General features: G+C 36.9%; 26 protein-coding genes. 9 read left to right on the plus strand and 17 right to left on the minus strand.

From position 1 onward, the window contains the following. Positions 1-2 precede the first annotated feature (2 nt). Positions 3-572, plus strand: coding sequence for a DNA-3-methyladenine glycosylase I (locus AC3RVF_RS12265; protein ID WP_489692297.1), 570 nt, complete (start codon positions 3-5; stop codon positions 570-572). On the opposite strand, the gene AC3RVF_RS12270 is transcribed toward AC3RVF_RS12265, so the two are convergent. The 5 genes from AC3RVF_RS12270 to AC3RVF_RS12290 form a co-directional block, all read right to left on the minus strand. Further along, positions 573-920 carry a hypothetical protein gene (locus AC3RVF_RS12270; RefSeq protein WP_489692298.1) on the minus strand — a complete coding sequence of 116 codons (348 nt, stop codon included), beginning with the start codon at positions 918-920 and terminating at the stop codon, positions 573-575. A 178-nt stretch (positions 921-1,098) separates the two neighbouring features. Further along, positions 1,099-2,847, minus strand: coding sequence for an agmatine deiminase family protein (locus AC3RVF_RS12275; protein ID WP_489692299.1), 1,749 nt, complete (start codon positions 2,845-2,847; stop codon positions 1,099-1,101). A gap of 127 nt (positions 2,848-2,974) precedes the next feature. Next, complete coding sequence (aat, locus tag AC3RVF_RS12280) at positions 2,975-3,616, minus strand: leucyl/phenylalanyl-tRNA--protein transferase (RefSeq protein WP_489692378.1); 642 nt, start codon at positions 3,614-3,616, stop codon at positions 2,975-2,977. A gap of 97 nt (positions 3,617-3,713) precedes the next feature. Beyond that, the gene (locus AC3RVF_RS12285) at positions 3,714-4,091 is read right to left on the minus strand and encodes a DUF3127 domain-containing protein (RefSeq protein ID WP_489692300.1); all 378 of its coding nucleotides are present in this window, start codon (positions 4,089-4,091) and stop codon (positions 3,714-3,716) included. A gap of 71 nt (positions 4,092-4,162) precedes the next feature. Beyond that, positions 4,163-5,038, minus strand: a complete 876-nt coding sequence (locus AC3RVF_RS12290; RefSeq protein WP_489693470.1) for a flavin reductase family protein — start codon at positions 5,036-5,038, stop codon at positions 4,163-4,165. Between the two features lie 119 nt (positions 5,039-5,157). Here AC3RVF_RS12290 and AC3RVF_RS12295 point away from each other — a divergent pair, with 119 nt between their 5' ends. Both AC3RVF_RS12295 and AC3RVF_RS12300 read left to right on the plus strand, forming a co-directional pair. Further along, a complete protein-coding gene (locus AC3RVF_RS12295) occupies positions 5,158-6,312 on the plus strand; it encodes a sensor histidine kinase (protein ID WP_489693471.1) in 1,155 nt (384 codons plus the stop codon). Between the two features lie 2 nt (positions 6,313-6,314). Next, positions 6,315-6,659, plus strand: coding sequence for a hypothetical protein (locus tag AC3RVF_RS12300; protein WP_489693472.1), 345 nt, complete (start codon positions 6,315-6,317; stop codon positions 6,657-6,659). Here AC3RVF_RS12300 and AC3RVF_RS12305 read toward each other — a convergent pair. After that, positions 6,656-7,051, minus strand: coding sequence for an HIT family protein (locus tag AC3RVF_RS12305; RefSeq protein WP_489692304.1), 396 nt, complete (start codon positions 7,049-7,051; stop codon positions 6,656-6,658). The genes AC3RVF_RS12300 and AC3RVF_RS12305 overlap by 4 nt on opposite strands. A gap of 2 nt (positions 7,052-7,053) precedes the next feature. After that, complete coding sequence (gene greA, locus AC3RVF_RS12310; protein WP_489692305.1) at positions 7,054-7,530, minus strand: transcription elongation factor GreA; 477 nt, start codon at positions 7,528-7,530, stop codon at positions 7,054-7,056. Between the two features lie 294 nt (positions 7,531-7,824). Here greA and AC3RVF_RS12315 point away from each other — a divergent pair, with 294 nt between their 5' ends. Further along, a complete protein-coding gene (locus AC3RVF_RS12315) occupies positions 7,825-8,262 on the plus strand; it encodes a hypothetical protein (protein WP_489692306.1) in 438 nt (145 codons plus the stop codon). A 44-nt stretch (positions 8,263-8,306) separates the two neighbouring features. Here the strand turns inward: AC3RVF_RS12315 and AC3RVF_RS12320 are convergent, their stop codons facing one another. Further along, positions 8,307-10,694 carry a TonB-dependent receptor gene (locus tag AC3RVF_RS12320; protein WP_489693473.1) on the minus strand — a complete coding sequence of 796 codons (2,388 nt, stop codon included), beginning with the start codon at positions 10,692-10,694 and terminating at the stop codon, positions 8,307-8,309. A gap of 331 nt (positions 10,695-11,025) precedes the next feature. Here AC3RVF_RS12320 and AC3RVF_RS12325 point away from each other — a divergent pair, with 331 nt between their 5' ends. Then, positions 11,026-13,500, plus strand: a complete 2,475-nt coding sequence (locus AC3RVF_RS12325; protein ID WP_489692308.1) for an ATP-binding response regulator — start codon at positions 11,026-11,028, stop codon at positions 13,498-13,500. A 2-nt stretch (positions 13,501-13,502) separates the two neighbouring features. Here the strand turns inward: AC3RVF_RS12325 and AC3RVF_RS12330 are convergent, their stop codons facing one another. From AC3RVF_RS12330 to AC3RVF_RS12370, 9 genes are all read right to left on the minus strand, one after another. Next, positions 13,503-14,882 (minus strand): sigma-54-dependent transcriptional regulator, encoded by a 1,380-nt coding sequence (locus AC3RVF_RS12330; RefSeq protein ID WP_489693474.1) that lies wholly within the window; start codon positions 14,880-14,882, stop codon positions 13,503-13,505. 123 nt (positions 14,883-15,005) lie between these two features. Next, positions 15,006-15,395: a hypothetical protein gene (locus tag AC3RVF_RS12335; protein ID WP_489692310.1), complete on the minus strand. Its 390-nt coding sequence runs from the start codon at positions 15,393-15,395 to the stop codon at positions 15,006-15,008. Between the two features lie 218 nt (positions 15,396-15,613). Beyond that, positions 15,614-16,018: an alternative ribosome rescue aminoacyl-tRNA hydrolase ArfB gene (gene arfB / locus AC3RVF_RS12340; RefSeq protein WP_489692311.1), complete on the minus strand. Its 405-nt coding sequence runs from the start codon at positions 16,016-16,018 to the stop codon at positions 15,614-15,616. Further along, complete coding sequence (locus tag AC3RVF_RS12345) at positions 16,015-17,541, minus strand: DUF4301 family protein (protein WP_489693475.1); 1,527 nt, start codon at positions 17,539-17,541, stop codon at positions 16,015-16,017. The genes arfB and AC3RVF_RS12345 overlap by 4 nt, the downstream gene beginning before the upstream one ends. A 96-nt stretch (positions 17,542-17,637) precedes the next feature. Then, positions 17,638-18,177 (minus strand): AAA family ATPase, encoded by a 540-nt coding sequence (locus tag AC3RVF_RS12350; protein WP_489692313.1) that lies wholly within the window; start codon positions 18,175-18,177, stop codon positions 17,638-17,640. Beyond that, on the minus strand, positions 18,174-18,812 hold the full coding sequence (pnuC, locus tag AC3RVF_RS12355) for a nicotinamide riboside transporter PnuC (protein ID WP_489692314.1): 639 nt from the start codon (positions 18,810-18,812) through the stop codon (positions 18,174-18,176). Before pnuC ends, AC3RVF_RS12350 begins: the two co-directional genes overlap by 4 nt. Beyond that, entirely contained in the window at positions 18,796-19,056 is a 261-nt protein-coding gene (locus AC3RVF_RS12360) for a thiamine-binding protein (protein WP_489692315.1), read from the minus strand. Before AC3RVF_RS12360 ends, pnuC begins: the two co-directional genes overlap by 17 nt. A gap of 102 nt (positions 19,057-19,158) precedes the next feature. Beyond that, the gene (locus tag AC3RVF_RS12365) at positions 19,159-19,854 is read right to left on the minus strand and encodes a phosphoglycerol geranylgeranyltransferase (protein WP_489692316.1); all 696 of its coding nucleotides are present in this window, start codon (positions 19,852-19,854) and stop codon (positions 19,159-19,161) included. A gap of 9 nt (positions 19,855-19,863) precedes the next feature. Continuing rightward, positions 19,864-20,493 carry a 4'-phosphopantetheinyl transferase superfamily protein gene (locus AC3RVF_RS12370; protein ID WP_489692317.1) on the minus strand — a complete coding sequence of 210 codons (630 nt, stop codon included), beginning with the start codon at positions 20,491-20,493 and terminating at the stop codon, positions 19,864-19,866. 93 nt (positions 20,494-20,586) lie between these two features. Between AC3RVF_RS12370 and ahcY the strand changes: the two genes are divergently transcribed. From ahcY to AC3RVF_RS12390, 4 genes are all read left to right on the plus strand, one after another. After that, positions 20,587-21,903, plus strand: a complete 1,317-nt coding sequence (gene ahcY / locus AC3RVF_RS12375; protein WP_489692318.1) for an adenosylhomocysteinase — start codon at positions 20,587-20,589, stop codon at positions 21,901-21,903. Between the two features lie 197 nt (positions 21,904-22,100). Next, entirely contained in the window at positions 22,101-23,243 is a 1,143-nt protein-coding gene (locus AC3RVF_RS12380) for a methionine aminotransferase (protein WP_489693476.1), read from the plus strand. A gap of 132 nt (positions 23,244-23,375) precedes the next feature. Beyond that, entirely contained in the window at positions 23,376-25,655 is a 2,280-nt protein-coding gene (katG, locus tag AC3RVF_RS12385; protein WP_489692320.1) for a catalase/peroxidase HPI, read from the plus strand. A 74-nt stretch (positions 25,656-25,729) separates the two neighbouring features. Further along, positions 25,730-26,203: an ankyrin repeat domain-containing protein gene (locus AC3RVF_RS12390; RefSeq protein ID WP_489692321.1), complete on the plus strand. Its 474-nt coding sequence runs from the start codon at positions 25,730-25,732 to the stop codon at positions 26,201-26,203. Positions 26,204-26,245 lie beyond the last annotated feature (42 nt).

The raw sequence follows: 26,245 nt of genomic DNA on the forward strand, positions 1-26,245 counted from the left end.
GTATGGATTCAGAAAAAGTACGTTGTGGCTGGTGCGGAACCGATCCTCTTTATGTGAAATATCACGATGAAGAATGGGGCGTGCCTGTGAAAGATGATAAAATTTTATTCGAATTTCTAATCTTAGAAACCTTTCAGGCTGGATTAAGTTGGATTACTATTCTTCGGAAAAGGGAAAATTTCAGAAAAGCTTTTGATGAATTCGACTATAAAAAAATAGCGAAATACGATCAAACAAAAATTGATTCGCTACTTCAAAATGCAGGGATTATTCGAAATAAATTAAAAGTAGATTCCGCAGTTACAAACGCAAAGCTCTTTATGGAATTACAGAAGGAATTTGGTAGTTTCAGTAACTATATGTGGCAATTTGTGAACAACAAAACAATAAAAAATGTCTGGAAAACGCATAAAGATGCACCCGCAACAACTACTGAAAGTGATGCACTAAGTAAAGACCTAAAAAAACGCGGTTTTAAATTTGTAGGCAGCACAGTTATTTATGCACATATGCAAGCTACAGGAATGGTAAACGATCACATTGAAGATTGCTTTCGCTATAATGAGCTGTAATTACTTCAGCAAAATATCTTTTTCAGAATTATTTGAATTTGCAAAGGCAACAGCTTTTAAAGCTTGAGTGTATTGATGAGCAAGTGCCGGATCTGTATTTTTCTGTTCAGAATATAATTTCTGAAACCAACCAACCGCTTTATCATACTCACTTTTAAAATAGTAAGCAGTCGCTAATTTCTCGTAGATAAAAGGAGTTCCGTAGCCTTCTCGAACAACTTGTTCGTAAACACGCACCATATCAATGTTTTTATCTACCGACGTTACATTGGCTTTAGATTGCGAAAAAGATAAAGTTGAAATACTAAAAAATATAAGTAAGGCAAGTAGGTTTTGCTTTCTAATCATTGGGGAATATTAGGTTTACGAAAAACGTAATTTAAAAGTGAATATAGCAGTTCTGCGTGGTTCGTCGCGCAAAAAAACTAAAAAAATTTCAATATATTGTCTAGGCGGAATAATTTAACAAATTTACGCGCGGCTTTTACTTCCGTGAACTAAATATCTTTTTTGAATTTACAGATTTTTAAAGTTTAATTACCTTTTTATGAATTTGTCCAAAGTCACCTTCAAAAGTGACTAATAGTGTTCCCTGCCAGTTTTGGTTTAGGTCTAAAGTTATAATCCCATTACCATTATCAATATTTGCTTGGTATATTTTCTGACCCAAAAGGTTGTGAATTTTTACAGTTACAGCGCCCTGAATTTCATTCATTTTAAAAGATACTTTGCCAGTAGTAGGGTTAGGATATGCAGCTGAAATATGGTTTTGCGCCCACTCTTCGACAGAAAGCAATTGTGCTTCAATGGTCCAGTATCCTTCGGGAGCTACAATGGGTCGGTTCATTTCTTTTCCAGAATTTGCTTTCGCCCAAATGTAATATTCAATATTTACAGGATAGCCAGGAATGGTTAAATCTGCAGCCCAGTTATCGCCATTTGAGGGAGCCATTGTAATTTCATTATAGGTACTAGCACCTTCTTCTCTCCAAAAAACTTTTGCCTGTTCAACGCCGGAAATATGTTTTACCATAGCTTCAATCGTTATGGTGCTGCCTGAACTGGCATCGTCTATGGGTTGATGCACAATCCAAAGTGGATCTGAAACGCCAATGGTATGTGTTATGCAATGAATAGCGCCTAATGAATTGATTAAATTTTCACCTGGGTTATCCACGTCTATGCCCACAATATTGTAACCTGGCATCATTTCCTGATACTGTGCTAAGGCCGGGGCATCAACTTCTGGGCGGTAGGTAGGAACCATAATTGTTTTATTTACAAAAACCGCATTACTATATGTGTTGTACGGACCACCATTATTAGGATAATTTCCACCTGTACTCGGAGGTGCGTCAATCCATTCAACATTGTAAGGTGTCCCAAAAGGCGATTCAAAATTGTCTAATACATATTGAATATTAGCTTCAATCTGCGGACCATCGGCAACTCCGGGAGGATATTTACTTACAAGAATGGTTTCTTCGTCAAGCAATTTCATATGCATATCTATATGATGAATTTGATCGTACGGAAGTGTATTCATCTTCACAAAACGGTTAATACCCATATATTCCTGCATAATTCCGTCAATTTGCGCTTCAGATTTAACGCTTACTCCGTAAGGATTTCCGGGTGCATTTTCATTCAAAATTAAGTTTGAAGCAAAGGCATTACCCAGTCCGTCGCTCATATAATTTCCTCCAGTGTTCACCAAATCGTTGGTGCCAGAATTAGTAGTATAAAGTGGAATACCTGCTTGAGCGGCGTGCGCAATTGGCATAACGTCGTCATTTGGGCGTGGGCGATTGTAAATCCAATCTGTTAATGCAAGTTCACCCACATCGTTGGAATATATAGTGTTTCCTGCATAATCGCGAATCCAAATACTATCCCAATTAACATTCAAGAAAATTACGTTTGTAAGATCTACCCCATTCGTAGTTAAATAATTAGCTACGGAAGCTTCATTTTGAGTGGTTATCATCACTTTACATTCTTGCACACCAGCTTGTACAATTTGGCGAAGAATATTTGGATATGAAGGATTCCAGGTTACCATCAAGTATTCTACCTCTTCCCACTCTGCTGCAGCGCGAACCGAGCCTGAGGGGGGCGGCGAAAACCGCTGACTTGCAAACTGAAATTCAGAAACCAGACCTTTCTCGGCTTCGGTTAAGTTGTGTGGTAAGTTTGGTTTTTCCTGTGAAATGGCAAAAGAAGTCTGTAATGCCAGCAATAATACCAATAGGTATTTTATGTAGTTGTTTTTCATGCGATTAGCGAATTGAGAAATACGAAGGTAGTTTTTTAGTCGGTTTATTTTCAAATACAAGCAAAATTGTTTTTCTATCCCTTCAAAAGCTATCAAGTTTGATTAAATAATTCCAACTAAGAAAATGCTACACGCTAAGAATTTCCAAAAACTCGGCTCTTCCAATCTCCTCTGCCCCTAAACTTTCCAAATGTTCATTATAAATCTGACAGTCAATAAATTTATAATTTTTTGTTTTTACATATTCCGAAAGATGATAAAAAGCCACTTTTGAAGCATCGCTAACCAAGCTAAACATACTCTCGCCACAAAACACTTTTTTCTGTGGAAGGTCTATTCCGTAGAGTCCGCCAACTAATTTTTCGTTTTCCCAAACCTCAATAGAAACTGCAAATCCAGCTTTGTGTAAACCAGTGTATGCATGCTGCATATCTTGAGTTATCCATGTTCCGGGTTGTCCTTTCCGCAAAACGGTAGCGCATTTTTTAATGACTTCTATAAAATTTTTGTTGAATGTGACTTTAAATTTTTCACTATTTATCGTTTTTCGGAGACTTTTAGAAACCTTGAATTTTTCAGGAAATAAAACCATTCGTGGGTCTGGGCTCCACCAAAAAATGGGCTGATCTTTTTCAAACCACGGAAAAATTCCTGAATTGTAAGCTAGAAGTAATCGCTGCATCGATAGATTGCCACCAATGGCTAGCAAACCATCATCGGTAGCTTCTGAAGTATCAGGGAACCAAAGCTGTTCAGTTAAATAATGCATCATTCAAAATTGGTGAAAATTTTCACATAAAAAAACCTCGAAGAAATTGTTATTTCTTCGAGGCAATTCAAACCATGGGAATGGTCTACGCCCTAATTTAAAAGGGAAGATCGTCATGTTCTTCTTCGTTAAAATCGTTTGCAGGCTCAAAAGCATCAGCAGGTGGCATTGGCGGCATATCGCCACTTGGGGCTGCTGCAGATAAATTTTCAACGCGCCATCCTTGGATGCTGTTAAAATATTTAGTTTCGCCTTGTGGATTTACCCATTCGCGACCACGAACATTAATGCTAACTTTTACATCTTGTCCCACTTTGTAAGCGTTCAATAAATCGGTTTTATCCTGCACAAATTCTATCATTATAACTTGTGGATATTGCTCTTCTGTAGTAATTACTAGCTCGCGTTTTCTAAAACCATTGTTACCATAGGTTTTAGTTTCATCTATCATTTTAATTTTTCCTTGTAATTCCATCTTTTTATTGTTTATTCTTTATTGTAATTTTTTATTCTACTTTTTTTAATTGCACGCGATTAATCGCGAGCCTACTTCTTGCTTAGCAAAACTTTCCACGCTTCATCAACTTTTCCTTCGCAAAGATATTCTTTTGCTTTTTTATGAATTGCTTCTGAATTGTTAGAAATAACTATTTTTTTAAGTTCTTCCGAAGCATTTATAAAGGTATTAATTTCTTCTGAATTTGGGAAATTTTCTACATTACCCAACATCCCTAAGTCATTTCCGGTTAAAACTTTGCTATTGCGAATTTCTTCGGGAAGCTTATCTACGCCTATCCCCAGAGTTGTTAACGGTTTTGGGACTTCAAAAAGACCAGCTTTTGCACGGCTGTACCAATTGCCGCCTAGTCTGGAAACGGTATCAATTTTGAAAGGATCGATAGCTCCATTTTCATCAAGAATATCTTCTTTTATATGAATTTTTACCACTTCGCAGATAACTAAATTACCCGCGCCACCTTCTTTTCCGAGTGAAATTACCTCGTTTACTTTACATTCTAATTGAACGGGAGCTTCTGCCACACGTGGTGGTTTTATCATTTCGGAAGCTACTTCTGTAAAACCAGCTTTGGTAAATTCGTTTACACCTTTGGCATATTCGGTGGATGATAATGATACCTGCTGCACCATGTCAAAATTCACGATGTTTATAACCACTTCGGGTACTTGCAAAACATTTTCATACGTATGTTTTGTGGTATTATCGCGCCCACGTCTTGCTGGCGAAAAAACCAAAATTGGCGGTTTGGCACTAAAAACATTAAAAAAACTGAAAGGCGAAAGGTTTATATTTCCCTCGCTATCAACGGTACTAGCAAAGCATATAGGCCTTGGTGAGACTGCGCCCAATAGATAGCCGTGTAATTTTGCGGTAGATAATTTGTGTGGTTCAATAGAAATCATTGGCGCAAATGTACCTAAAGAATATAGCTTGTAAAAACTTGATTGTACAATAATATCAACATATTTGCTTTATATTTAAACCTGCCTTCGAGCAGGCAATTTAGAAAAATTTATTCTTTATGCTGCGCAACAAATCACTCTCCCGTTGGGGTTTTATATCTGCTTCTATTATTGTTATTAGTCTTATTTTGTGGAATACGTATATTTTCTTTAATCAGTTAAAAGAGAATGAACGTGCTAAGATGGAAATTTGGGCTGTTGCTCAAGAGGAGTTGGCCCAAAGTCAAGATGACGACGGCAGCCCCGTAAGCGAAACAGCGCTTACTATAATACGTAGTAATAGTACCACGCCTATGATTCTGCATACGCTGAAAGAGAATAATTATGAAGGGAGAAACATAGATGAAGAAGTACTAAATAACGAAAATGCGCTAAAAAAGAAAATTGAACAATTTATTTCAGAATACGAACCTTTTGAAGTGAAATCTAACGAACAAGTGCTTTCTGTAATCTATTTTGGAAACTCGCCGTTGATAAACAAACTTAAATATTATCCCGCAGCACTTATTTTAATAATTTTCCTCTTCATTTTGGCAATTTATCTTTTCTACAAAACCTCAAAATCTTCTGAACAAAATAAACTTTGGGCAGGGATGGCAAAGGAAACTGCACACCAAATTGGCACGCCACTTTCTTCATTAGTAGGCTGGACAGAAATTTTAAAAAGTGAAAATGTAAATCCAGAATATATAGTTGAAATGGAAAAAGATGTTTCGCGATTAGAAACAATTACAGATCGTTTTTCTAAAATTGGTTCGATTCCCAAGCTAGATCAGCACGATTTGATAGAAGAAACAAAAACTACGTTTTATTACTTGCAAAAGCGATCTTCCAAACTCATAAATTTTCAACTCAATATTCCAGAAACCCCTATATATGTTCAATTGAATCCACAACTTTTTAGTTGGACGATTGAGAATTTAGTAAAGAACGGAATTGACGCGATGAAAGGGAAAGGCACCATAACAATTTCCATAGAAAAAAATTCAAAATTTGTCTTCTTACGAATAACCGACACTGGAAAAGGACTTACAAAAAGTGAATTCCGAAGAATTTTCACTCCTGGTTACACGACCAAAAAACGTGGATGGGGCTTAGGACTTTCATTGGCAAAACGAATTGTAGAAGAATACCATAAAGGGAAAATACGCGTTATAAAAAGCATCCCCAATCAAGGCACAACAATGGAAATAGCCCTAAAGACAAATACCTAGAAATGAGTTCTAAAAACCATACAATACATACAGCGCGCTTAAATAATAACTGCCCAACCTGCTTTGGTGCAGACGGTTTAGAATTTACATTTTCGCAAAAGGAAAACGAAACACCTCTTTATGTTAAACCCTCCACTAAAATAACCGAACAGCTGTATTGCCATACCTGCAATAACGTTATTTATCCTGTAAACTGGACGGAAGACATCGAGCGTGTTTTCGATTACAACAAAAAAATAGCGGAAACCAATAAACTTTATTTAAAGGTAAAACCGCTATTACATATTTTAATCTTGGCAGCAATTGTAGTGGTTGCTGTGTTAATTTATGCTTTAATTCCGGCTTAAGATTTTAGTTTTTCGCTAATTTTTTCAGCTAATGCTTCAAATTCTTCCGAAGTCATTTTTACTTTTTTGGTAAAACGCATATCGTCCATTTCATTTAAAGGAATAAGATGTACGTGCACGTGTGGCACTTCTAAACCTACAACGGCCATTCCAACGCGTTTACACGGTACTGTTTTTTCAAGGGCGCGAGCTACTTTTCGAGAAAATTGCATTAATTGCAAATACATATGCTCACCCATATCAAAAATCTTATCGATTTCTTCTTTTGGAACACAAAGGGTGTGGCCTTTTGAATTTGGATTTATATCCAAAAAGGCAATAAAATTATCGTCTTCAGCAACTTTGTAGCAAGGAATTTCTCCTTCAATTATTTGTGTGAAAATTGACGCCATAATTAATCTCTTGTAATTTCTAAAATTTCAAATTTAAGGACGCCATTTGGCACTTGTATTTCGGCAACTTCGCCTTTTTGTTTACCCAACAATCCTCTTCCGATAGGGGAATCTACGGAAATTTTTCCGGTTTTTAAATCGGCTTCACTTTGCGCTACCAACTTATAGACCATTTCCATTCCGTTATTTTGATTCTTAATCTTCACATTTGAATGCACCAAAACTTTGCTTAAATCTAATTGCGACTCATCTATTAAACGGGCATTTGCAAGCACTTCTTCCATCTTCGCTATTCGCATTTCAAGCATTCCCTGCGCCTCTTTAGCAGCGTCATATTCGGCATTTTCACTTAAGTCACCTTTATCGCGAGCCTCAGCAATTGCGTTGGAAGCTTTTGGCCGCTCCACATCGCGTAATTGATCTACTTCATCTCTTAATTTTTTTAATCCTTCGACTGTATAATAAGATACTTTGCTCATAATTTCATCGTTTGTGTATGTAGAACATACATATTCTTTATATAACAAAATCCCGACAATTGGCGGGACTCACTTTAATAAATTGAAAAAATCCCATACGCAGACGGGATTGTGTTTAACAAATATACTAAAAATTTAGTTGTTGCGTAATTTGTTGTAATTTCGTCCAGAATATTTTTTTGATGAATTGCCCACTCACAGATTACAAACCAATTACAGCAAATTTTTAGGAGTATTTCACAGCCTTGGCGTGTGTAGCTTTAGTACCCCATTTTCTAAATATATTATATAAAAATGAAAAATAATATCCTTTTACTTTTACTTGTTTTAGTAACACTATCGTGTTCAAAAAATGACGACAAACAAGATCAAAATCCCTATTTAACAAACCCAGTAGTAAATTTAAATTTAAACCTAAATTTACCAGAATACAACCCGTTGAAATTTCCAGGAAATTACGTTATCACCTCCCAAGGCATCAAGGGGATTGTAGTTTATTGCGTTACCGAAACCCAATATTTCGCATATGATTTAACAGATCCAAATCACGCGCCAAGTAGTTGTTCACGGATGGAAGTTAACGGAATAATTGCAACTTGCCCTTGTACTACCGATGAAAATGAATACAACATCGTTAATTTTGGAAGACATGTTACAGAGCCAGATGCAAAATACCCTATGCAGCAATATCTTGCAATTAGAAATGGTAATACTGTAAACGTCACTAATTAGCACTTTAGCTCCGTTATAGAGAAACGGAGCTAAAGCGTAAATTCTTAAAACTTTACCGTCGCTCCCACCAAAAAGTTAATTGTTGCCTGCGGATAATAGCCAGCGCCTTCAACAGTAGTAATGGCTCCCGGATTGCTGAAATCGTCATCATACGTATAAAAATAACCGTTGGAGATATATTTCACATTGAAAATATTGTTCACCAAAGCTGAAAAAACAACTTCTTTTATCCACGGAAGTGTGTCTAAAGTGTAAACAATATTGATGTCATTTATGAAATAACTACTAAGTTTTGAAGCTTCACTATCAATATTCCCCATATACTGCTCCCCCACAAATTTGGAAAGAAAACCAAGTTGCAAATTATTAATTGGCGAGTATTCCAGCATATTTGCTGCAACAATTGAAGGTGAAAACGAAATATCTGTGTTTCCTAAATTTACCAATTCACCATCGCGGGAGCTAACAAAATCTATATTTTTATTCGTGCTAAGTGCTATATTTGGTAAGGTTCTCAAGTTTTTCAAAAGTTGAATTTCGGCATCTATTTCAAGTCCTAATCGGTAACTATTACCGCTACTTGTTCGTAAGGCAGCGCCCACATCGTTCAATTCGCCGGAAAGCACTAATTGATCTTCGTAATTCATAAAGTAAATATTGGAGTTCACCTTTGCTTTTCCTGAAGCGAAACGCCAGCCAAGTTCAAAATCGTCTAATTTTTCTGGTGTAATTATTCCCTGTTCGTAATCGTTTCTTGAAGGTTCGCGATGTGCTTTTCCATATGAAAAATAGAATTGATTCGAAGCACTTAATTTATAGGTTATTCCAGCTTTCGGGTTGAAAAATGCATAGTTTTCATCATAAATCATTTCAACTAAATCTGAAGTAATTCCGGAAGTTTTATAGTTTAGAAATCTTCCCTGCAAATCGCCAAAAACGCTCCATTGACTGTCTATTCTGTACGTAGCTTTTGAAAAAACGGTGAATTCACTTTTTTCACCATTACTGTCGTAATACCTATCGCGAATCTCAGAATTGCTGGCGTAGCGCGCCCAAATTACTTCGCCATAATGGTCGCCAGTATAGTAACTATAGAATGCGCCACCCGTAAAATCAATTTTATTGTTTTTGTAGTTTACGTTTGCATTCGCTGCATAAAAGTGGTTGTCCAACCAACGACGACGTATTAAATCAGTCGAATTAATGGTGTCATTCACTATTTCAACAGGTTCAAAACCGTAAGTTTCAAAATCCTCACCTTCCTTGTACTGCTCAAAATAACCCTTTCCTCTAGTGTAGTTGAAAGATAAATTCGTACTCCAATTAGTATCGAAGCGTTGGTTCCAAAGTAATTGATAATGATCCTGCGCATAATTATCTACTTCCTTCTCATAAAACTGAATATTTCCATCTTCATCTGTGTACATTCCAGCACTGTTGTATGTTCTATCATTCTCCAATTTTTCGGGGTCTTCAAGGCCGTTCCAAGATTGGTATGTTTCTTCCGTGCCACCAAAAACGAGAGCTTTTATAAGTGTGTTTTTGTTCACAAATGCACCTTGTAAAAAGTATGATTTTAAGTCGGAACTGGCTCTGTCAATATATCCATCAGATTTGATGGTAGACAACCTTCCCGCTAATTCAAAATGGTTGGAAAGCAAGCCAGTGCTGAACTTAACATTATGTTTTCGTGTATTGTAACTACCGAATGAATTTGAGAATTCACCATTTGCTTCATTTGAAACCGCATCGCTTAATAAGTTTAAACTAGCGCCAAAAGCCCCCGAACCGTTGGAAGAAGTTCCCACGCCGCGTTGCAATTGCAAGCTTTGAACCGAAGAAGTAAAATCGGGTAAATTCACCCAAAATGATCCTTGACTTTCAGAATCGTTGTACGGAATTCCGTTTAGTGTAACATTCACCCGCGAAGCATCGCTCCCACGAACCCGAATGTAGGTATAACCCACGCCTGCTCCCGCATCGCTAGTTGTAACTACCGATGGCAGGTAGTTAAGCATATACGGAATGTCTTGCCCAAGGTTTCGTTTTTTAAGCTCCTCTTTGTCGAGATTTGAGTGTGTAATAGGCGAATCTGCATCAACACGAACGGCGTGTACTAAAACTTCGTCTAAAGATTCTGGTGCTCTATTTAACGTAATATTCAATTCTAAATCGCCATTTACGATTACAGAACGATTATCGGGTAAATAGCCGATGTGGCTAAAATGAATTGTTTGAATTCCAGAATTTAAAGAAACTTTATATTTTCCATCAAAATCTGTAATGGTACCCCCATCCCCTTTCAGAATAACATTTGTTCCAGGTAAAGGTTGCCCGTCAATATCAGTCACAAAACCCGACACGGTATATTCCTGAGCAAAAATGATAAAACTAAAAAAGGTGAAAACTGTAGAAATCAATAACTTTTTCATTCGTAATAATTTTAAATTATACGAATAAAAGGGGCATTATTCTTTATTAGTTAAATGTTAAAATAAAAAATCCCTGAAAACAATGCGTCGCGCATTATTACAGGGGGTTCCTATTGTTTCCCTTGGCAGCATTACCCGCCCAGGTTCTTTGGGTATAATCTCAGCTTTTCTCAATTATGAATTCAGAATTCAAAATTTCGATTGGCACCCCTTTGAGATGTTCGGCAAATGTACATTTCTTTTTTAAATTCCACTTTCATTTTCATTTTCAATTTCTACATTTTATCATATCATTAATACTTCGCCTTTTAATAGTCTTTATATTTGAACAATGACTAATTCAAAAAATAAATTCACTTTTAAAATAATCCTAAGCTACCTTGTTTTGGGAGCCTTATCGGTTTTGGTTGGCTTTTTTTTATATTCTGAATTTAAATCTTTCACTGCTGAATCTGCTGAAAAAACAGGTGAAAAAAAGTTTATTGAAACAGGCACGCTTATAAACCTTGTGTATAAAACCGATGGATTTTCAAGGCTCGCTCTTTTAACAGAAAGTGATGATGATTTTGAAAAATATATGGAAAAAACCGATTCTCTTTTCAAAAAAATTGAAGAGATTAAATCGCTTACCACAAACGAATTTCAAATAAAACAATTAGACAGTGTCCATTCGCTGCTCAAAGAAAAAAATAGAAATATTGAGCAATTACGCATACTAAGGCTTACAAATCAAAAAGATACTTCGCTTGACGATATAATGCGCGAAGTGCGTAAATTGGAGGCTTCCGTGGGCTTAAACTCTGTGGAATCGCTTATCCGCACCCCCTCAGATTTAAATAATCAAGAGCGCAATTTCTGGCAGAATTATGCCGATTACCTCAACAGTGATGCTATTCGCGATACTTCTACCGTTAAGTCTAAAACCGTAGATTCTATGCTTATTGCGTCGCGCTACATTGTGGCGGAGGCTAAAAAAGAAAACTCGCGAATTCGTGAATCTTTAATTCAAAAAGAGAATGACCTTATTCGCAATGACCTTAATATTTCCGAGCGTTTGCGCGAAATAATTGCAAGTTTCGACCGCGAGATTACCAAAAATAATAATCTCGAAAAACTACAGCGTGCAGAATCAATTGAGCGCACCAAACAGATTTTGAAGATTGCTGGGATTTTAGGCGGGATCGTGGTTTTACTATTTTCATATTTTATCCTTTCAGACTTTTTTAGGGCAGAACGTTTTAAAAAGAATTTAGAAGACTCAAAAAATTATGCAGAATCACTTCTAAAAAGTCGCGAACAGCTTATTTCTACAGTAAGTCACGATTTAAAAACCCCACTGAATACAATTAGTGGCTACGCCGAATTATTTCAAAATTCAAGCCTTTCCGAAAAGCAAAAATACTATTTAACGCAAATTACTTCCAGCTCACATTTTATTTCGCATTTAGTGGACGATTTGATGGATTATTCAAAATTGGAAGCGGGAGTATTGGCAATTGATAGTGTGCCTTTTTCACTAGAAAACATAATTGCCGAAGCCGGAAACGCTGTAAAACAACTGTATCCACAAAAACAAGTTGCTCTAAAAATATCAATTGCCGAAGAGATAAAAAACCAAATCTTCGAAAGCGATCCGTTGCGAATTCGGCAAATAATAAACAATTTGGTGGGCAACGCTTTTAAGTTTACCGAAGAGGGATGCGTTAAAATAGAAGTGGAAGAAATTGAAAAGAAAGGCAAAATTTCAACCATTCAAATTTCAGTAATCGATTCGGGAATCGGTATTTCAGAAGAAAAACAGCAACTTATATTTAACGAGTTTACGCAAGCGGAAAGCGAGATTGCACAGAAATTTGGCGGAAGCGGTTTGGGCTTGGCGATCTCTAAAAAACTTACTGAATTATTAAACGGAAATTTAAAAGTACAAAGCGTTTTAGGTGAAGGGAGCAGCTTCTCTTTAGTAGTACCACTTAAAAATTCTGATCGAATTTTAACCAAAGCGAAAGAGCAAAATTCCTTTAAAGGTTTGAACGCGGTGATAATTGACGATGACGAAGCAATGCGTGCGCTTTTACAGGAAATTTTTCAACAAATGGAGATTAGCTCACGGGCATTCAGCAGTTTTGAAAACTTCCTAGCTTCAAACTTTGTTTTCGGTACTCGAGCAGAGTTGAGGAACGAATTCGTTTTAACCGACATTCAAATGCCACAAACCGATGGTTTTACGGTTTTAAAAAGATTGAAAAATCGTGAAATTTCGTCGTATAACAATCAGCCAGTTATAGCAATGACGGGAAGTCGGGAGCACGAGCGCAGTTTTTACTTCGAAAAAGGATTTGCAGAAATGCTTCCAAAACCCTTCACTAAGCAGCAACTAACTGCAGTTTTGGTGAAAATTTTTCCTAAACAAAGCAATTTAGTAGTAGAAGAACAATTGGTTGAAACAACACAACAAAGTGCTTCCCAAGATGAAAAATTTGACCTTTCACTTTTAAAATCTTTTTTGAATACACCCGAAGCGATGGCAGAAGTGCTGGAAGTTTTCAATGATCAAACCGAGAATGATTTAAAACAACTGAACAGTTTGATAGCGCAAAAGGCCATTAAAGAAATCTCAGAAATCGCCCACCGTATGCTTACAATGCATCGACAAATTAGGGCGACGGCTGTAGTTTCAATTCTTGAAAAAATGGAAGATTACGATAAGATTGATGCCAAAAAAGTTGGAGAAATTGAATTGCAAAAGGATTATGAAAAGTTGATTTTGAATATAAAAGATTTACAAAAAGCGCTTGAAAGTCGGTGATTTTAAAGCTCAATTTTATAAAGCTCAAGCTTGTTGTAGAGCGTTTTCCGGGTAATATTAAGCAATTTTGCGGCTTTGGTTTTGTTGTAATCTGCTTCCTTTAAAGCGTTCAAAATAAGTTGTTTTTCGTTACTTTCTTTGGAATAATCTATTGTTTCTTTTTTTGATTCTGAAGAAAAAAGAACTTCTCTGGGAATCACTTCCAACGGAACTAAATCTGAATTGGTCAATAATACGGAGCGTTTAATAACGTTTTTCAACTCACGCAAATTCCCAGGCCAAGCGTATTTTTTAAAAGCTTCTTCCACTTCTTTTGAAAATCCTTTTACCTCTTTGTCCAAAGAAACATTTGCCTGCGCCAAAAAGTATTCTATAAATAAAAATAGATCCTCTTTTCGCTCATGCAGCGAAGGAATGTGAATTGAAAATTCATTTAACCGATGGTATAAATCTTCACGAAATTTACCTTCGGCAACGGCTTTTAACAAATCTTCATTTGTAGCTGATAGAATACGTACATCCACTTCAATTTCAGTATTGCTACCCACGGGTTTAATGCGTCTTTCCTGCAAAGCACGTAATAATTGAATCTGGTTTTCATAGGAAAGATTTCCTACTTCATCCAAAAAAAGCGTCCCGCCATCTGCAGCTTCAAAATGACCTTTTTTGTCGTTTACGGCACCTGTAAAACTCCCTTTTACGTGACCAAAAAATTCGCTTGCCGCAATTTCTTTTGGGATTGCACCACAATCTACGGCGATAAAATTGCAGTCATTTCGCTTGCTATAATTGTGGATGGCTTTTGCGGCAACTTCCTTTCCGGTACCGCTCTCACCTTGAATTAAAACGCTCATGTCCGTTGGGCCCAAGATTTTCAAATATTCATTGAATTTTTTCGAAGATTCACTAATTCCAACAACAAATTGAGGTTTTTCTATATGATTTGTCTGCTCGCTGGTTTCATTTTCTTCCGTGCTTTTCGATACTTGTGTTTGCGAAGAAACATTTTCTGAGCTTGTTTTATTCTTAGAATCTTCTTCAATAATCATCAACAATTCCTCTGGACGAAAAGGTTTCGAAATATAATCTAAAGCTCCCTTTTTTATGGCTTTTACCGCTGTATCTACTTCGGCATAACCAGTCATTAAAATTACTTTTGTTTTGGGAGATATATTTTGGGAGTATTCTAAAAGCTCCAAACCAGAGTCGTCGGGAAGTTGTAAATCAGTAATTAAAATGTCGAAATTATTTTCATTCAACATTTTTCGGGCATTTTCACCGGTTAGGGAAACGGTAATTTGAAAGCCCCTTTTTTCCAAAAAAGTAGTTAGCATTTTTCCAAAAGCTACGTCGTCTTCAACTATATGTATTTGCTGCGTCATTAGGTTTTTCAAGATGGTAAAAATAATCAGTAAATGAGCGGCTAACCTCTAAATTTTTCACAAAAAAAAGGCGTCCAAAATTGGACGCCTTTTCTGAAGTATTGAATCTAAAATACCCGCAGCTTACTGCTTCTTTAATTCATTTTTAATCCACTCACCTTTTGCGTTTGCATAAACAGTTGCGCTTTTTGCATCGGCAGTTGCAAGTTCGATTTTATATTCTCCTTTGGCATTTACATAAGCCTTAGAAATAGTAGCCTCGCTAAAATCTTTAGCTACGGCAGCTTGAACCGTTTGCGGTAATTTAGAAGCTTGTACTTCCTTATAATCTTGTGCTGCTTTAGCAACAATTACTGCATCCGTATCCTGAGCAACATCCAATCTGCTTTCCACTTGCGCTTCAACAGCGGTTTGTTTTTGCTCGTTCATTGCGGTTGGTTCCTTGTCTGTTTGCGCAGTTGCTGCAGTTAGACCTCCTAATAAAATTGCTGTACTTAAAATTAACTTTTTCATAATGTCTGTTTTAAATTTTACTTATTATTTATTCGTTTCTAAGTTTGTTTGTTGACTTGTATATAGAAAAAGTAGTGCCATAGAAATATAGCAACAGAACATAGCTGTAAGAACCTATAATACAGTCGTTTAGAAAATATTTATTTATTCTGAAAAACGCGGAAAGTGTATAAAAAGTAGAACAACTGTGTAAATTTTACACAACTATTGTATAATCGTTACTCAAGTTTGGGTGGTTTGCGATTGGCTTTTTTAAAGGCGTTCTCCTTTTTTGATTTTATTCGCCTTTCAATTGCCCCTCTCGAAGGTTTTGTTTTCTTGCGAGGTTTTGCAACTTTCAAATTGTGTTCAAGGATATTCACCAACCTTTCAATAACAATTGCCTTGTTACGATGCTGGCTTCTGGTTTCGCCGCATTGCAGCATTATAATTCCTTCGGAAGTAATTCGTGAAGATAATTTAAGATGAAGTCGCTCCTTTTCTCTTTCCGATAGCGCTTGTGAAGAATCAACGTTGAAGGATACCTCAACTTTCGAAGCCGTTTTATTTACGTGCTGTCCGCCCGGCCCGCTACTGCGGATGGCTTTAAAAGAGAGTTCAGATATTAATTGGTCTTTGTTCACTTTGGCTGGTGTGCTTCGTTTAAAAGGTCGTTTACGGTTTTTACAGGATTGAAAGTAATGAGCGGCACTTCAACAAAAACAGTATTCCAATTTGCCATAGCCCCATTCCAAAGTCCGGGAAGTTCTAATGCTTTTATGCGTTGTCCAAAAAATGATTTTTCAGAAATAAATCCTGTGTCTGGATCTGAAAATTTCGTCAAATCATATTTTTCACCTTTATAATTGCGAACCCCACAAACTAAATCTACAGGGTTAAAGTGAGTTGCTTTATCAACAAATTGCTTTTGTTTCGGATTATGGATGTCTATCTGCGACATTTCCACAATCTGATAGGACAGGTTTCCATTCTTGTCTTTTATAAGAAATGGTCCGCCGCCGGGAGCACCCGTGTTTTCAACCACACCGCAAATGCGAATTGGCCGTTCCAAAACATTTAAAAGCGCCTCTATATTTATAGGTGTATCCTTAATTTTTAATTCTTCGGAAATAAATTTAGAAGCAGATTTTAGAATTTCTTCGGAATAATTATTTGAATGAAGTTTTTCAACAAACTCGAAAATTTGCTGCTGAAAGGAAATCAATTTGCCGGCAAGTACTTTTTTCTGAAAAGCGATTGTTTCTACAAAGTTTTGAGAAACTACATTGTCTATATTTTTTATGAAAACAATATCTACATCCACATCATTTAAGTTTTCCAACAATGCGCCGTGACCCGAAGGACGGAAAAGCAAATTGCCGTTTTCATCTAAAAACAAATTGTTATCGGGTGTTGCAGCTACTGTATCTGTTTCATTTTTTTGAAATGAATACGAAATATTATACGTCACTCCAGTTTTGTTCGCCACTATTTCCTGTATTTCAAGGTAGCGTTTTTTGAATTTTTCTTCATGTTCTGCAGAAACGGTAAAATGCAAATTTGCAGTCCCATTTGAGGTTGCGTAGAAAGCCGCTTCGTACAGTTGTTCGCCAAAGGCAGTAACATAATTGGCGTCGTATTTATGAAAAGGAACAAGTCCTTTCGGCGTATTGCCGAAATTTAAACCTGTCTCTGCCAGCATTTCTTGAACGAATAAAAAGTACTGTTTCCCTTTATTGAAATCTTCAAAATTAGAATACTTTTCATTCAATTTTTCTTTCACCAAAGTAGAAAAAGCAAAATTGTCAATGCTGCCCAAAAATCTTTTTAGATTACTATTTTCCTCCTTTAGAAGAAATGTTTCAAAAACATCATTTTCGGGATTGAAATTATCTAAAAACTGATGCAAAAATTTAAACATACGCGTTGCTGCGCCTGAAGCGGGAACAAATTTAAGAAGCTCCAACTCATCTTTTTTACTATCAAAGAGTGAAACAAAATCTGCTTGCTGTGCTGTAGATAAGATTTCAATTCCATTATTTGCAGAAGCGGGAGCAACGACGTTTGCAAACGGAATTCCATTCTTAAATATTTGCAACTGTTCTTTAACCTTTGCCTCGGAAAGTCCGTGGGCTTTTATTTGATTTATGTCTTTTTCAGTAAACATTTTTTGTAATTATTTCTCTGTGACGCTCTTTGACTTTTCTCGGTGTAACTCTGTGTTATAGTTGTTTCACAGAGTAGCGCAGAGAACCGCAGAGGTTCACAGAGATTTTGATTTTAGCAATTGGTCAATAATTTCAACTGCGCTATTAAATCTCTCTTCTTTGTTTCCTTTTAATATTTTATAAGGGAAACCTTGCGTTTTTAATTCGGCCTCGAAAATACGAAACATTTCTTCGCGATTGTTTGGTCGATCCCGCAAAATATCTGCTTCCCAAGGCGTATCAATATATGTTAAAAGGTAGATGCTATTATTACTTTTGGTTGCTTCATTTTTAATTTCCGACGCGCAAAATCCGTTGTAATAGTATTCAGAATACACTTTTAATTCAAGCAGGTTTGTGTCGCAAATCAGAAGATTTTCAGCAAGTTGCAAGGCTTCATTTTCAAGTTTTAGCTGCCCTTTTGCGACAGGAATTAAATCTTCTTTTGAAATCAATTTTTTTTCAGAATCCCACTTTTCCTGAAGGTATTCCCGCATAAATTCAGGCACCCAAAGCGTATCGTAATGCTCCGCCAATTGTTTTGCAAGCGTAGTTTTTCCCGTAGATTCGGGGCCGTATAAAACTACTTTTATCAATTCAGCAGACTGGTTTCGGGTATGTTCAAGTTTCTCTTCCAAGCGCGGTATCCATAAATGGCAATAATAGTGAATAAAAGGTATTGAAACGAAGTAAACACGAGTCCTTTATAAAGATAGAGCGGCACCGAAATAATATCGCCAATAATCCAATAAATCCAGTTTTCAACTTTCTTTTTCGCCATAAGCCACATTCCTACAAAGAAAATGGCAGTTGTAATTGTGTCAACGTAAGCGGTCCAACTATTCCATTTTTCGAAAAATTCATAAAGTGCAAAAACTAAAATCAGTGATCCTACAAAAATATATATAGAAGTTTTTTGCTCTTTTTTTGTGGTTTTGGTAATTGGAGTATAATGGGTTTCATCCACTTTTCTTGTCCAAATATACCAACCGTAAATGCTCATTGCAAAATAGTAGGCATTTATCATCATATCGCCCAAAAGCCCATAAATTGCTAAGATATAAACGAAAATTGCCGTACTAATAATTCCCGTGGGATACACGAGAATATTATCCTGCTTGCTATACCAAACACTTAAAAACCCAAAGAAAACGCCAATCAATTCCAAAACAATTAAATGTGTTGGAACCTCAGCGTATTGGGCAAAAAACCAATCAAAAATGAGGTTCATAGTCGCTACGGTCTGATTTTACTATTTTTATATAAAGCAAACCTCTTTCCACGGCTTCCAATGCAATTTTCATTTCCTTTTGAAGCAGGCTCATTACAGCATCATAATCGCCGTAAACTTGTGTACTCAACGGATTTTCCAAAACTGTGAGTCCTGAATTTCGCAAACTTTTTATGAAGTCGATAATTGCAGGTTCGAAGTCGTCCTGTAGTGGCGAAAGCGTTAATTCTACTGAAATATTCATTTCTTTATTTTTCTTCAAAGTTACAAGTTCCTTTGCGTCCTTTACGACTTTGCTTGGCAATTTTACCGCAGAGGTGCAAAGAACACAGAGATTTAAAATCTTTTAAAATTCGTACGCCGTTCCCATTACAATCATATCTGCCCCTGCGTTATAAGCTGCCTTTTTCTGCAATTCAGTTTTTATACCGCCACCAACAATTAGCGGAATCTGAATAGCCTTTTTAACTTCGGAAATAATTTCTGGGTTTACAGGAAACTTGGCTCCGCTACCCGCTTCCAAATAAATTAATTTGGCGCCCATAAATTGTCCCGCAAGTGCTGTATTTACTATTGTTTCAATATTATCTTGCGGAAGTGGTTCCGTTTGAGTCACTTTTGAAACGGATGAATTATTTCCGCCATCAATCAAAATATAGCCAGTGGAGATAATTTCCAACGCCGATTTTTTAATTTTCGAAATAGATTTTATTTGCTGCCCTATTAAATATTCAGCATTTCTTCCCGAAAGTAAGGTTAGAAACAATAGCGCATCTGCCAAATGGGTAATATGCGAATAGTCGCCCGGAAAAAGAAAAATTGGAAGTTTTGTCTCTGCTTTTACAGCTTTTACTGTCGCCTCAGTTTCGCCATTTGCGACACTGCTTCCTCCTATAAAAAGATGTGTAGTTTCCTTCGGAATTTTACTTAGAAATGATTTTGTTTCAGAAATAGTAAACTTATCTGGATCTATTAAAATAGCAAGTTGCTTTTTCTTTTCGGCAATAGATTTCAGTAAAGAATTATAGAACGACTCTTCCATCTACTGTTTTCAGGATTTTAGGGCGTATGCACAAGTGAAACCTTCAAACTCCAAATAATCTACATTATAAATTTCGGTTTTGTCTTCGAAAGTTACCGTAGCAGTAGTTTTGTAGTCTTCAAGTGCAAATTCTTCCACATAAATATTTTGCAAAAAGCTAACGCCTTTTTCGGCAAAACTTTTATAGAGAGATTCTTTCGCGCACCAAACAATGGTAAGTTTTCTCATCATTGCATCTTCGTTTGCAATGGTTCGGTATTCTTCAATTGGAGTAAATTTATGAGCGATACGTAGAATTTTGTTGCGTTGCATTTCAATATCAATTCCCACTTCTTTATCGCTAATAATTATTGCAGAAAAATTGAAGGAATGTGTAATTGAAATATGCTTATCGCCCGTTAAATGTGGCTTTCCGTTTTCGTCGTAATATAAATCGTGATCGGTAAAACCCTCTAAAGCCATTAAATGCCGAATACTCATAAAGCCACGCTGATGCAGATCGCTTTTCATATTCAACACTCTATTAGAACAGTTTTCGGTTAAACTAATTTCTTCAGCGAGCGATTCAAACGACTCTTCAATCTTCCAAATGAAGACTTTAGTTGTGGGATTAACTGTTATAGTTTTGTAAAGTGGCATAGATTTTTAAGAGATAATTTGTACTTTTGCGGACTGAAAAACAGAAATTATTCTTAACAAATACCCGCATTCGAGGGTATAAATATAACAAATATGTCAACGAAAACTGTGCCTTACACGGCGTTTAAAGTAAAAGATATTTCCCTAGCAGACTGGGGAAGAAAAGAAATTGAGCTTGCTGAAGCAGAAATGCCAGGGCTTATGTCTCTTCGTGAAGAATACGGAAAAGAGCAGCCTTTAAAAGGTGCGCGCGTTGCTGGTTGTCTTCACATGACCATTCAAACCGCAGTTTTAATTGAAACTTTAATTGCCTTAGGTGCTGAAGTTACTTGGAGTTCTTGTAATATTTTCTCTACTCAAGATCACGCTGCCGCTGCAATGGCTGCTGCTGGAGTAGCAGTTTATGCTTGGAAAGGAATGACCGAAGAGGAATTTGAATGGTGTATTGAACAAACACTTTTCTTTGGCGAAGACCGCAAACCGTTGAACATGATTCTTGATGATGGTGGCGATCTTACTAATATGGTTTTAGATAAATATCCAGCACTTGCTGAAGCAGTAAAAGGTATTTCTGAAGAAACTACTACTGGTGTTCACCGTCTTTACGAGCGTGTAAAAAAAGGAACTTTGCCAATGCCTGCTATCAATATTAACGATAGCGTTACTAAAAGTAAATTCGATAATAAATACGGATGTCGCGAAAGTGCTGTGGATGCAGTGCGTCGCGCAACTGACATAATGATGGCCGGAAAACGCGTTGTTGTTTGTGGTTATGGCGATGTTGGTAAAGGAACTGCCGCTTCTTTTAAAGGAGCCGGAAGTATCGTTACCGTTACAGAAATTGACCCTATTTGTGCGCTACAAGCTGCAATGGACGGTTTTGAAGTGAAAAAATTAGAGACTGTTGTTGGAAATGCAGACATCGTAATTACTACAACTGGAAACAAAGACATCGTTCGTCCAGAACATTTTGAAGCGATGAAAGACAAAACAATCGTTTGTAACATTGGGCATTTTGATAACGAAATTGCTGTTTCTTGGTTGAAAAATAACCACGGAAAGTCACACGTAGAAATTAAGCCACAGGTTGATAAATATACTATCAACGGAAAAGATATCATTCTTTTAGCTGAAGGTCGTTTGGTAAACCTAGGTTGCGCAACTGGTCACCCAAGTTTTGTAATGAGTAATAGTTTCACCAATCAAACTCTAGCACAGATTGAGCTTTGGAAAAATGGCGAAAACTACGAAAATGAAGTATATATGCTTCCAAAGCATTTGGATGAAAAAGTAGCGAAACTTCACCTTGCCAAAATTGGTGTTGAACTTACAGAACTTTCTACCGAACAAGCCGAATACATTGGTGTAACTGTAGAAGGGCCATTCAAGCCAGAGTACTACAGATACTAATAATTCCCGCCTTTCGGCTATCGCTCAAGATAGACTCTGGCTGGAATCTCTTACTTTTAAAATTGAAACCCTTGTAGCGATGTGAGGGTTTTTTTATGTTTAAAAATGAGCTTCGATACATATCATTTTTGGACGAGTGAAAAATATAGTAACTTAGGCAGTCGCACTTGAAATAGACTTTTCAAATACCTTAAAAAATGACTAAAAACTCAAAACTTCCAAACATTCCAACTTCCATTTTTTCAGTAATGAGCAAAATGGCAACAGAACACAATGCTTTAAACCTAGCGCAGGGATTTCCGAATTTCCCCAGCGATCCGGCTTTAAATGCATTGGTAGATCAAGCAATGCGCGACGGATTTAGTCAATACGCCCCGATGCAAGGCGATTTTGAGCTGCGCATGGAAATCTCAAAAAAGATTGAAAACCTGCATAATCATTTTTACAATCCCGAAACTGAAATCACTATTACTGCCGGGGCAACGCAAGCTATTTTCACCATAATTGCAGCTACAATAAGTAAAGGAGATGAAGTAATTATTTTCACTCCGGCATACGATTGTTATGGGCCAACGGTGGAATTGTTCGGTGGAAAGGTTATCCCCATTCAACTAAAACCTCCATTTTACGCTGTCGATTGGCAGGAAGTTGCAGATAAAATCACTTCCAAAACGAAGATGATAATCATCAATAGTCCGCACAACCCAAGTGGAATGCTTCTTTCTGAAGAAGATATGCTTCACTTGCAAAATTTGGCAGAGAATAACGACTTATTGATTTTAAGTGACGAAGTTTATGAACACATTATTTTTGATGGCAATATGCATCAAAGCGCTTCAAAGTTTGAAGCTTTGGCATCGCGAAGTTTTGTTACTGCTTCCTTCGGAAAAACATTTCATAACACGGGCTGGAAAATGGGGTATTGTGTTGCGCCCGAAAGTTTGATGAAAGAGTTTCAAAAAGTACATCAATTTGTAGTTTTCTGTGTGAACCATCCTTTTCAAAAAGCATTTGCTACTTATCTGAAAGATCCTGAACACTATTTAAAACTTTCAAATTTTTACCAGCAAAAGCGCGATTTCTTTTTGCATTTAATGGAAGGTTCAAACTTCAAAATAATTCCGTCAAAGGGTACTTATTTTCAAATGCTCGATTTTTCAGAAATTTCAAATGAAAGTGATATCGCTTTCGCGGAAAGGCTTACGAAGGAATTTAAGATAGCCACAATTCCTACTTCAGTTTTCAACGAAGGGAAAAAAGACTTTAAGCAAATACGTGTTTGCTTCGCCAAAACAGATAAAACTTTAGCACAAGCAGCTGAAATTCTTAAACAATTCTAATTACTTAATTTTATTCCGTCTTTACGTCACAATAAGTTTTAGCAATCAAAACATTAAAACAACCGATTGCTTTTTAAAGCATTAGCACTTTTAATCGTTATTTTCGTAAAGCTCACAAAAACCCTTTCAATTATGGAAAATAACAAAGACAAAAACTACCACAAAAGCGGAAACCCAAGTGGAAATACAGGCGATGCTTGGGAAATAAATGATGATGGCGCAGCAGATCAATGTCCATATTTCGGCAATACCCAACAGCAAGTTGCTGGTGGTGGTACAACTAATGGCGACTGGTGGCCGAATAGTTTACGATTGAATGTGCTTCGTCAACAAAGCGCAAAGTCGAATCCGATGGAAAGTGATTTCGACTATAAAAAAGAATTCAAAAAACTAGATTACGGTGCTTTAAAGAAAGACCTCATAAATTTAATGACCGATTCACAAGACTGGTGGCCTGCAGATTATGGCCATTACGGAGGTTTATTCATTAGAATGGCTTGGCATAGCGCGGGAACATACCGTGTTACCGATGGTCGCGGTGGTGGTAATACGGCAAACCAACGCTTTGCACCTTTAAATAGTTGGCCAGATAACGGAAACTTAGATAAAGCACGTTTATTACTGTGGCCAATCAAACAAAAATATGGCAAGCAAATTTCTTGGGCAGATTTATTACTTCTTACAGGAAACTGTGCTTTGGAATCAATGGGTTTCAAAACCTTTGGTTTTGCTGGAGGTCGCGAAGACGTTTGGGAGCCAGAACAGGATGTTTATTGGGGTTCAGAAACACAGTGGCTCGGCAACGACAAAAGATATGAAGGGGGGCATCTTGAAAAACCTTTAGCAGCAGCCCATATGGGTTTGATTTATGTAAATCCAGAAGGTCCCAATGGTGAGCCAGATCCGTTAGGTTCTGCACATGATATTCGAGAAACCTTCGGCCGAATGGCAATGGACGATTATGAAACAGTAGCTTTAATTGCTGGCGGACATACCTTCGGAAAAGCCCACGGCGCTGGCGATGCTGAAAAATATGTAGATTCTGAACCTGCGGGAGCAGGCATTCAACACCAAAGTAAAGGGTGGATAAATAGTTATAAATCTGGATTTGGTGACGATACCATAACCAGTGGTTTGGAAGGTGCTTGGACGCCCACGCCAAATAAATGGGACCATGATTATTTTAGGGTATTGCTAGATTATGATTGGGAATTAACCAAAAGTCCGGCTGGCGCACACCAATGGAAACCAACGGCGGCTTCTAATGCGCACAAAGCGCCAATGGCTCACGATGCTTCAAAAACGCAGGATTTAATGATGTCTACCGCAGACATTGCATTAAAAATGGATCCTAAATATTTAAAAATCTCAAAGCACTTTCGTGAAAATCCTGAAGAGTTTGAAGATGCTTTCGCAAAGTCTTGGTATAAATTAACCCACCGCGACATGGGGCCAGTTTCACGTTATTTAGGTCCCGAAGTTCCGAAGGAGGAATTGCTGTGGCAAGATCCAATTCCCGCAGTTAATCACGCCTTAATTGACGAAAACGATATTGCTTCATTAAAGACTAGCATCTTCGATTCTGGTTTAACTGTTTCTCAATTGGTTTCTACCGCTTGGGCTTCGGCTTCAACGTATCGTGGGTCTGATATGCGTGGAGGAGCCAATGGTGCTCGAATTAGATTAGAGCCACAAAAAAACTGGAAAGTTAATAATCCTTCCCAACTTTCAATAGTTTTGGGAAAAATGCAAGAAATTAAAAACGATTTCAACAATAATCAAAATGGCGATAAAAGAGTTTCAATGGCAGATTTAATTGTTTTGGGCGGAAGTGCAGCAATTGAAAAAGCCGCTAAAAATGCTGGCCATAATGTAAATGTTCCATTTACACCAGGAAGAGGCGACGCTTCGCAGGAACAAACAGATGTTGATTCATTTAAACATCTTGAACCTTCTGCAGATGGTTTTAGAAATTATTTGAACCCAAATCAGCACGCTTCTTTTGAAGAACTTTTAGTTGATAAATCGCAACTTTTAACGCTCACCATTCCAGAAATGACTGTTTTAATTGGAGGAATGCGTGTTTTAAAAACTAATTACGACGGTACAGACCACGGTGTGTTTACCGATAAGTCCGAAACATTAACGAATGATTTCTTTGTAAACCTTCTCGACTTAGGGACTACTTGGAAAGCCATTGGCAATGACGATCGTGTTTTTGAAGGGCGCCATCGCTCATCAAATACTTTTAAATGGACCGGCACGAGAGCAGATTTAATTTTTGGTTCTAATTCAGAATTACGTGCAACGGCTGAAGTTTATGCGTGCGAAGATTCTAAAGAGAAATTTGTAAACGATTTTATTGCCGCTTGGCACAAAGTGATGAATTTAGATCGTTTCGATTTAAAATAAGAGAAATGTCAAATATTTTATAAATAAAACAGAGTTGCTAATTATGTGACTCTGTTTTTTTACTTTTATAACAAATGAAAGAACAACTTTTTAATGCCATCAGGCAGGAAAATTTAGGTGATGTTGAAAAAATTTTGAAGCAATCGCCAGAATTAATTTCTGTAAAAGATCCACGTGGATCTACACCTTTACTGCTTGCAACTTATTATGGCCTTTATGAAATTTCAGAAGTGCTTTTGAAGTATTCACAGAATCTTGACGAACAGGACGCATCAGGCAATACGGCTTTAATGGGTGTCTGTTTTAAAGGATTTGACACACTCGCAAAACTATTATTGGAAAACGGTGCAAACCCAAATATTGCGAATTTTAATGGCGCGACAGCACTTATTTTTGCCGCCACTTTTGGAAGAAAAGAAATAACAAATATGCTTATGAAAAATGGTGCGGAAAAATTTACTAAAGACGATAAAGGACTCAATGCTATAGACCACGCCAAGATGCAGGGAAATCGTGAAATAATAAACCTCTTGGAAAGTAAAAACTAATTTTTCATTAAGCTTATTCAATTAGGGAAAAACTATCAAACA

The organism is Aequorivita sp. IT1183 (genome assembly GCF_058068265.1).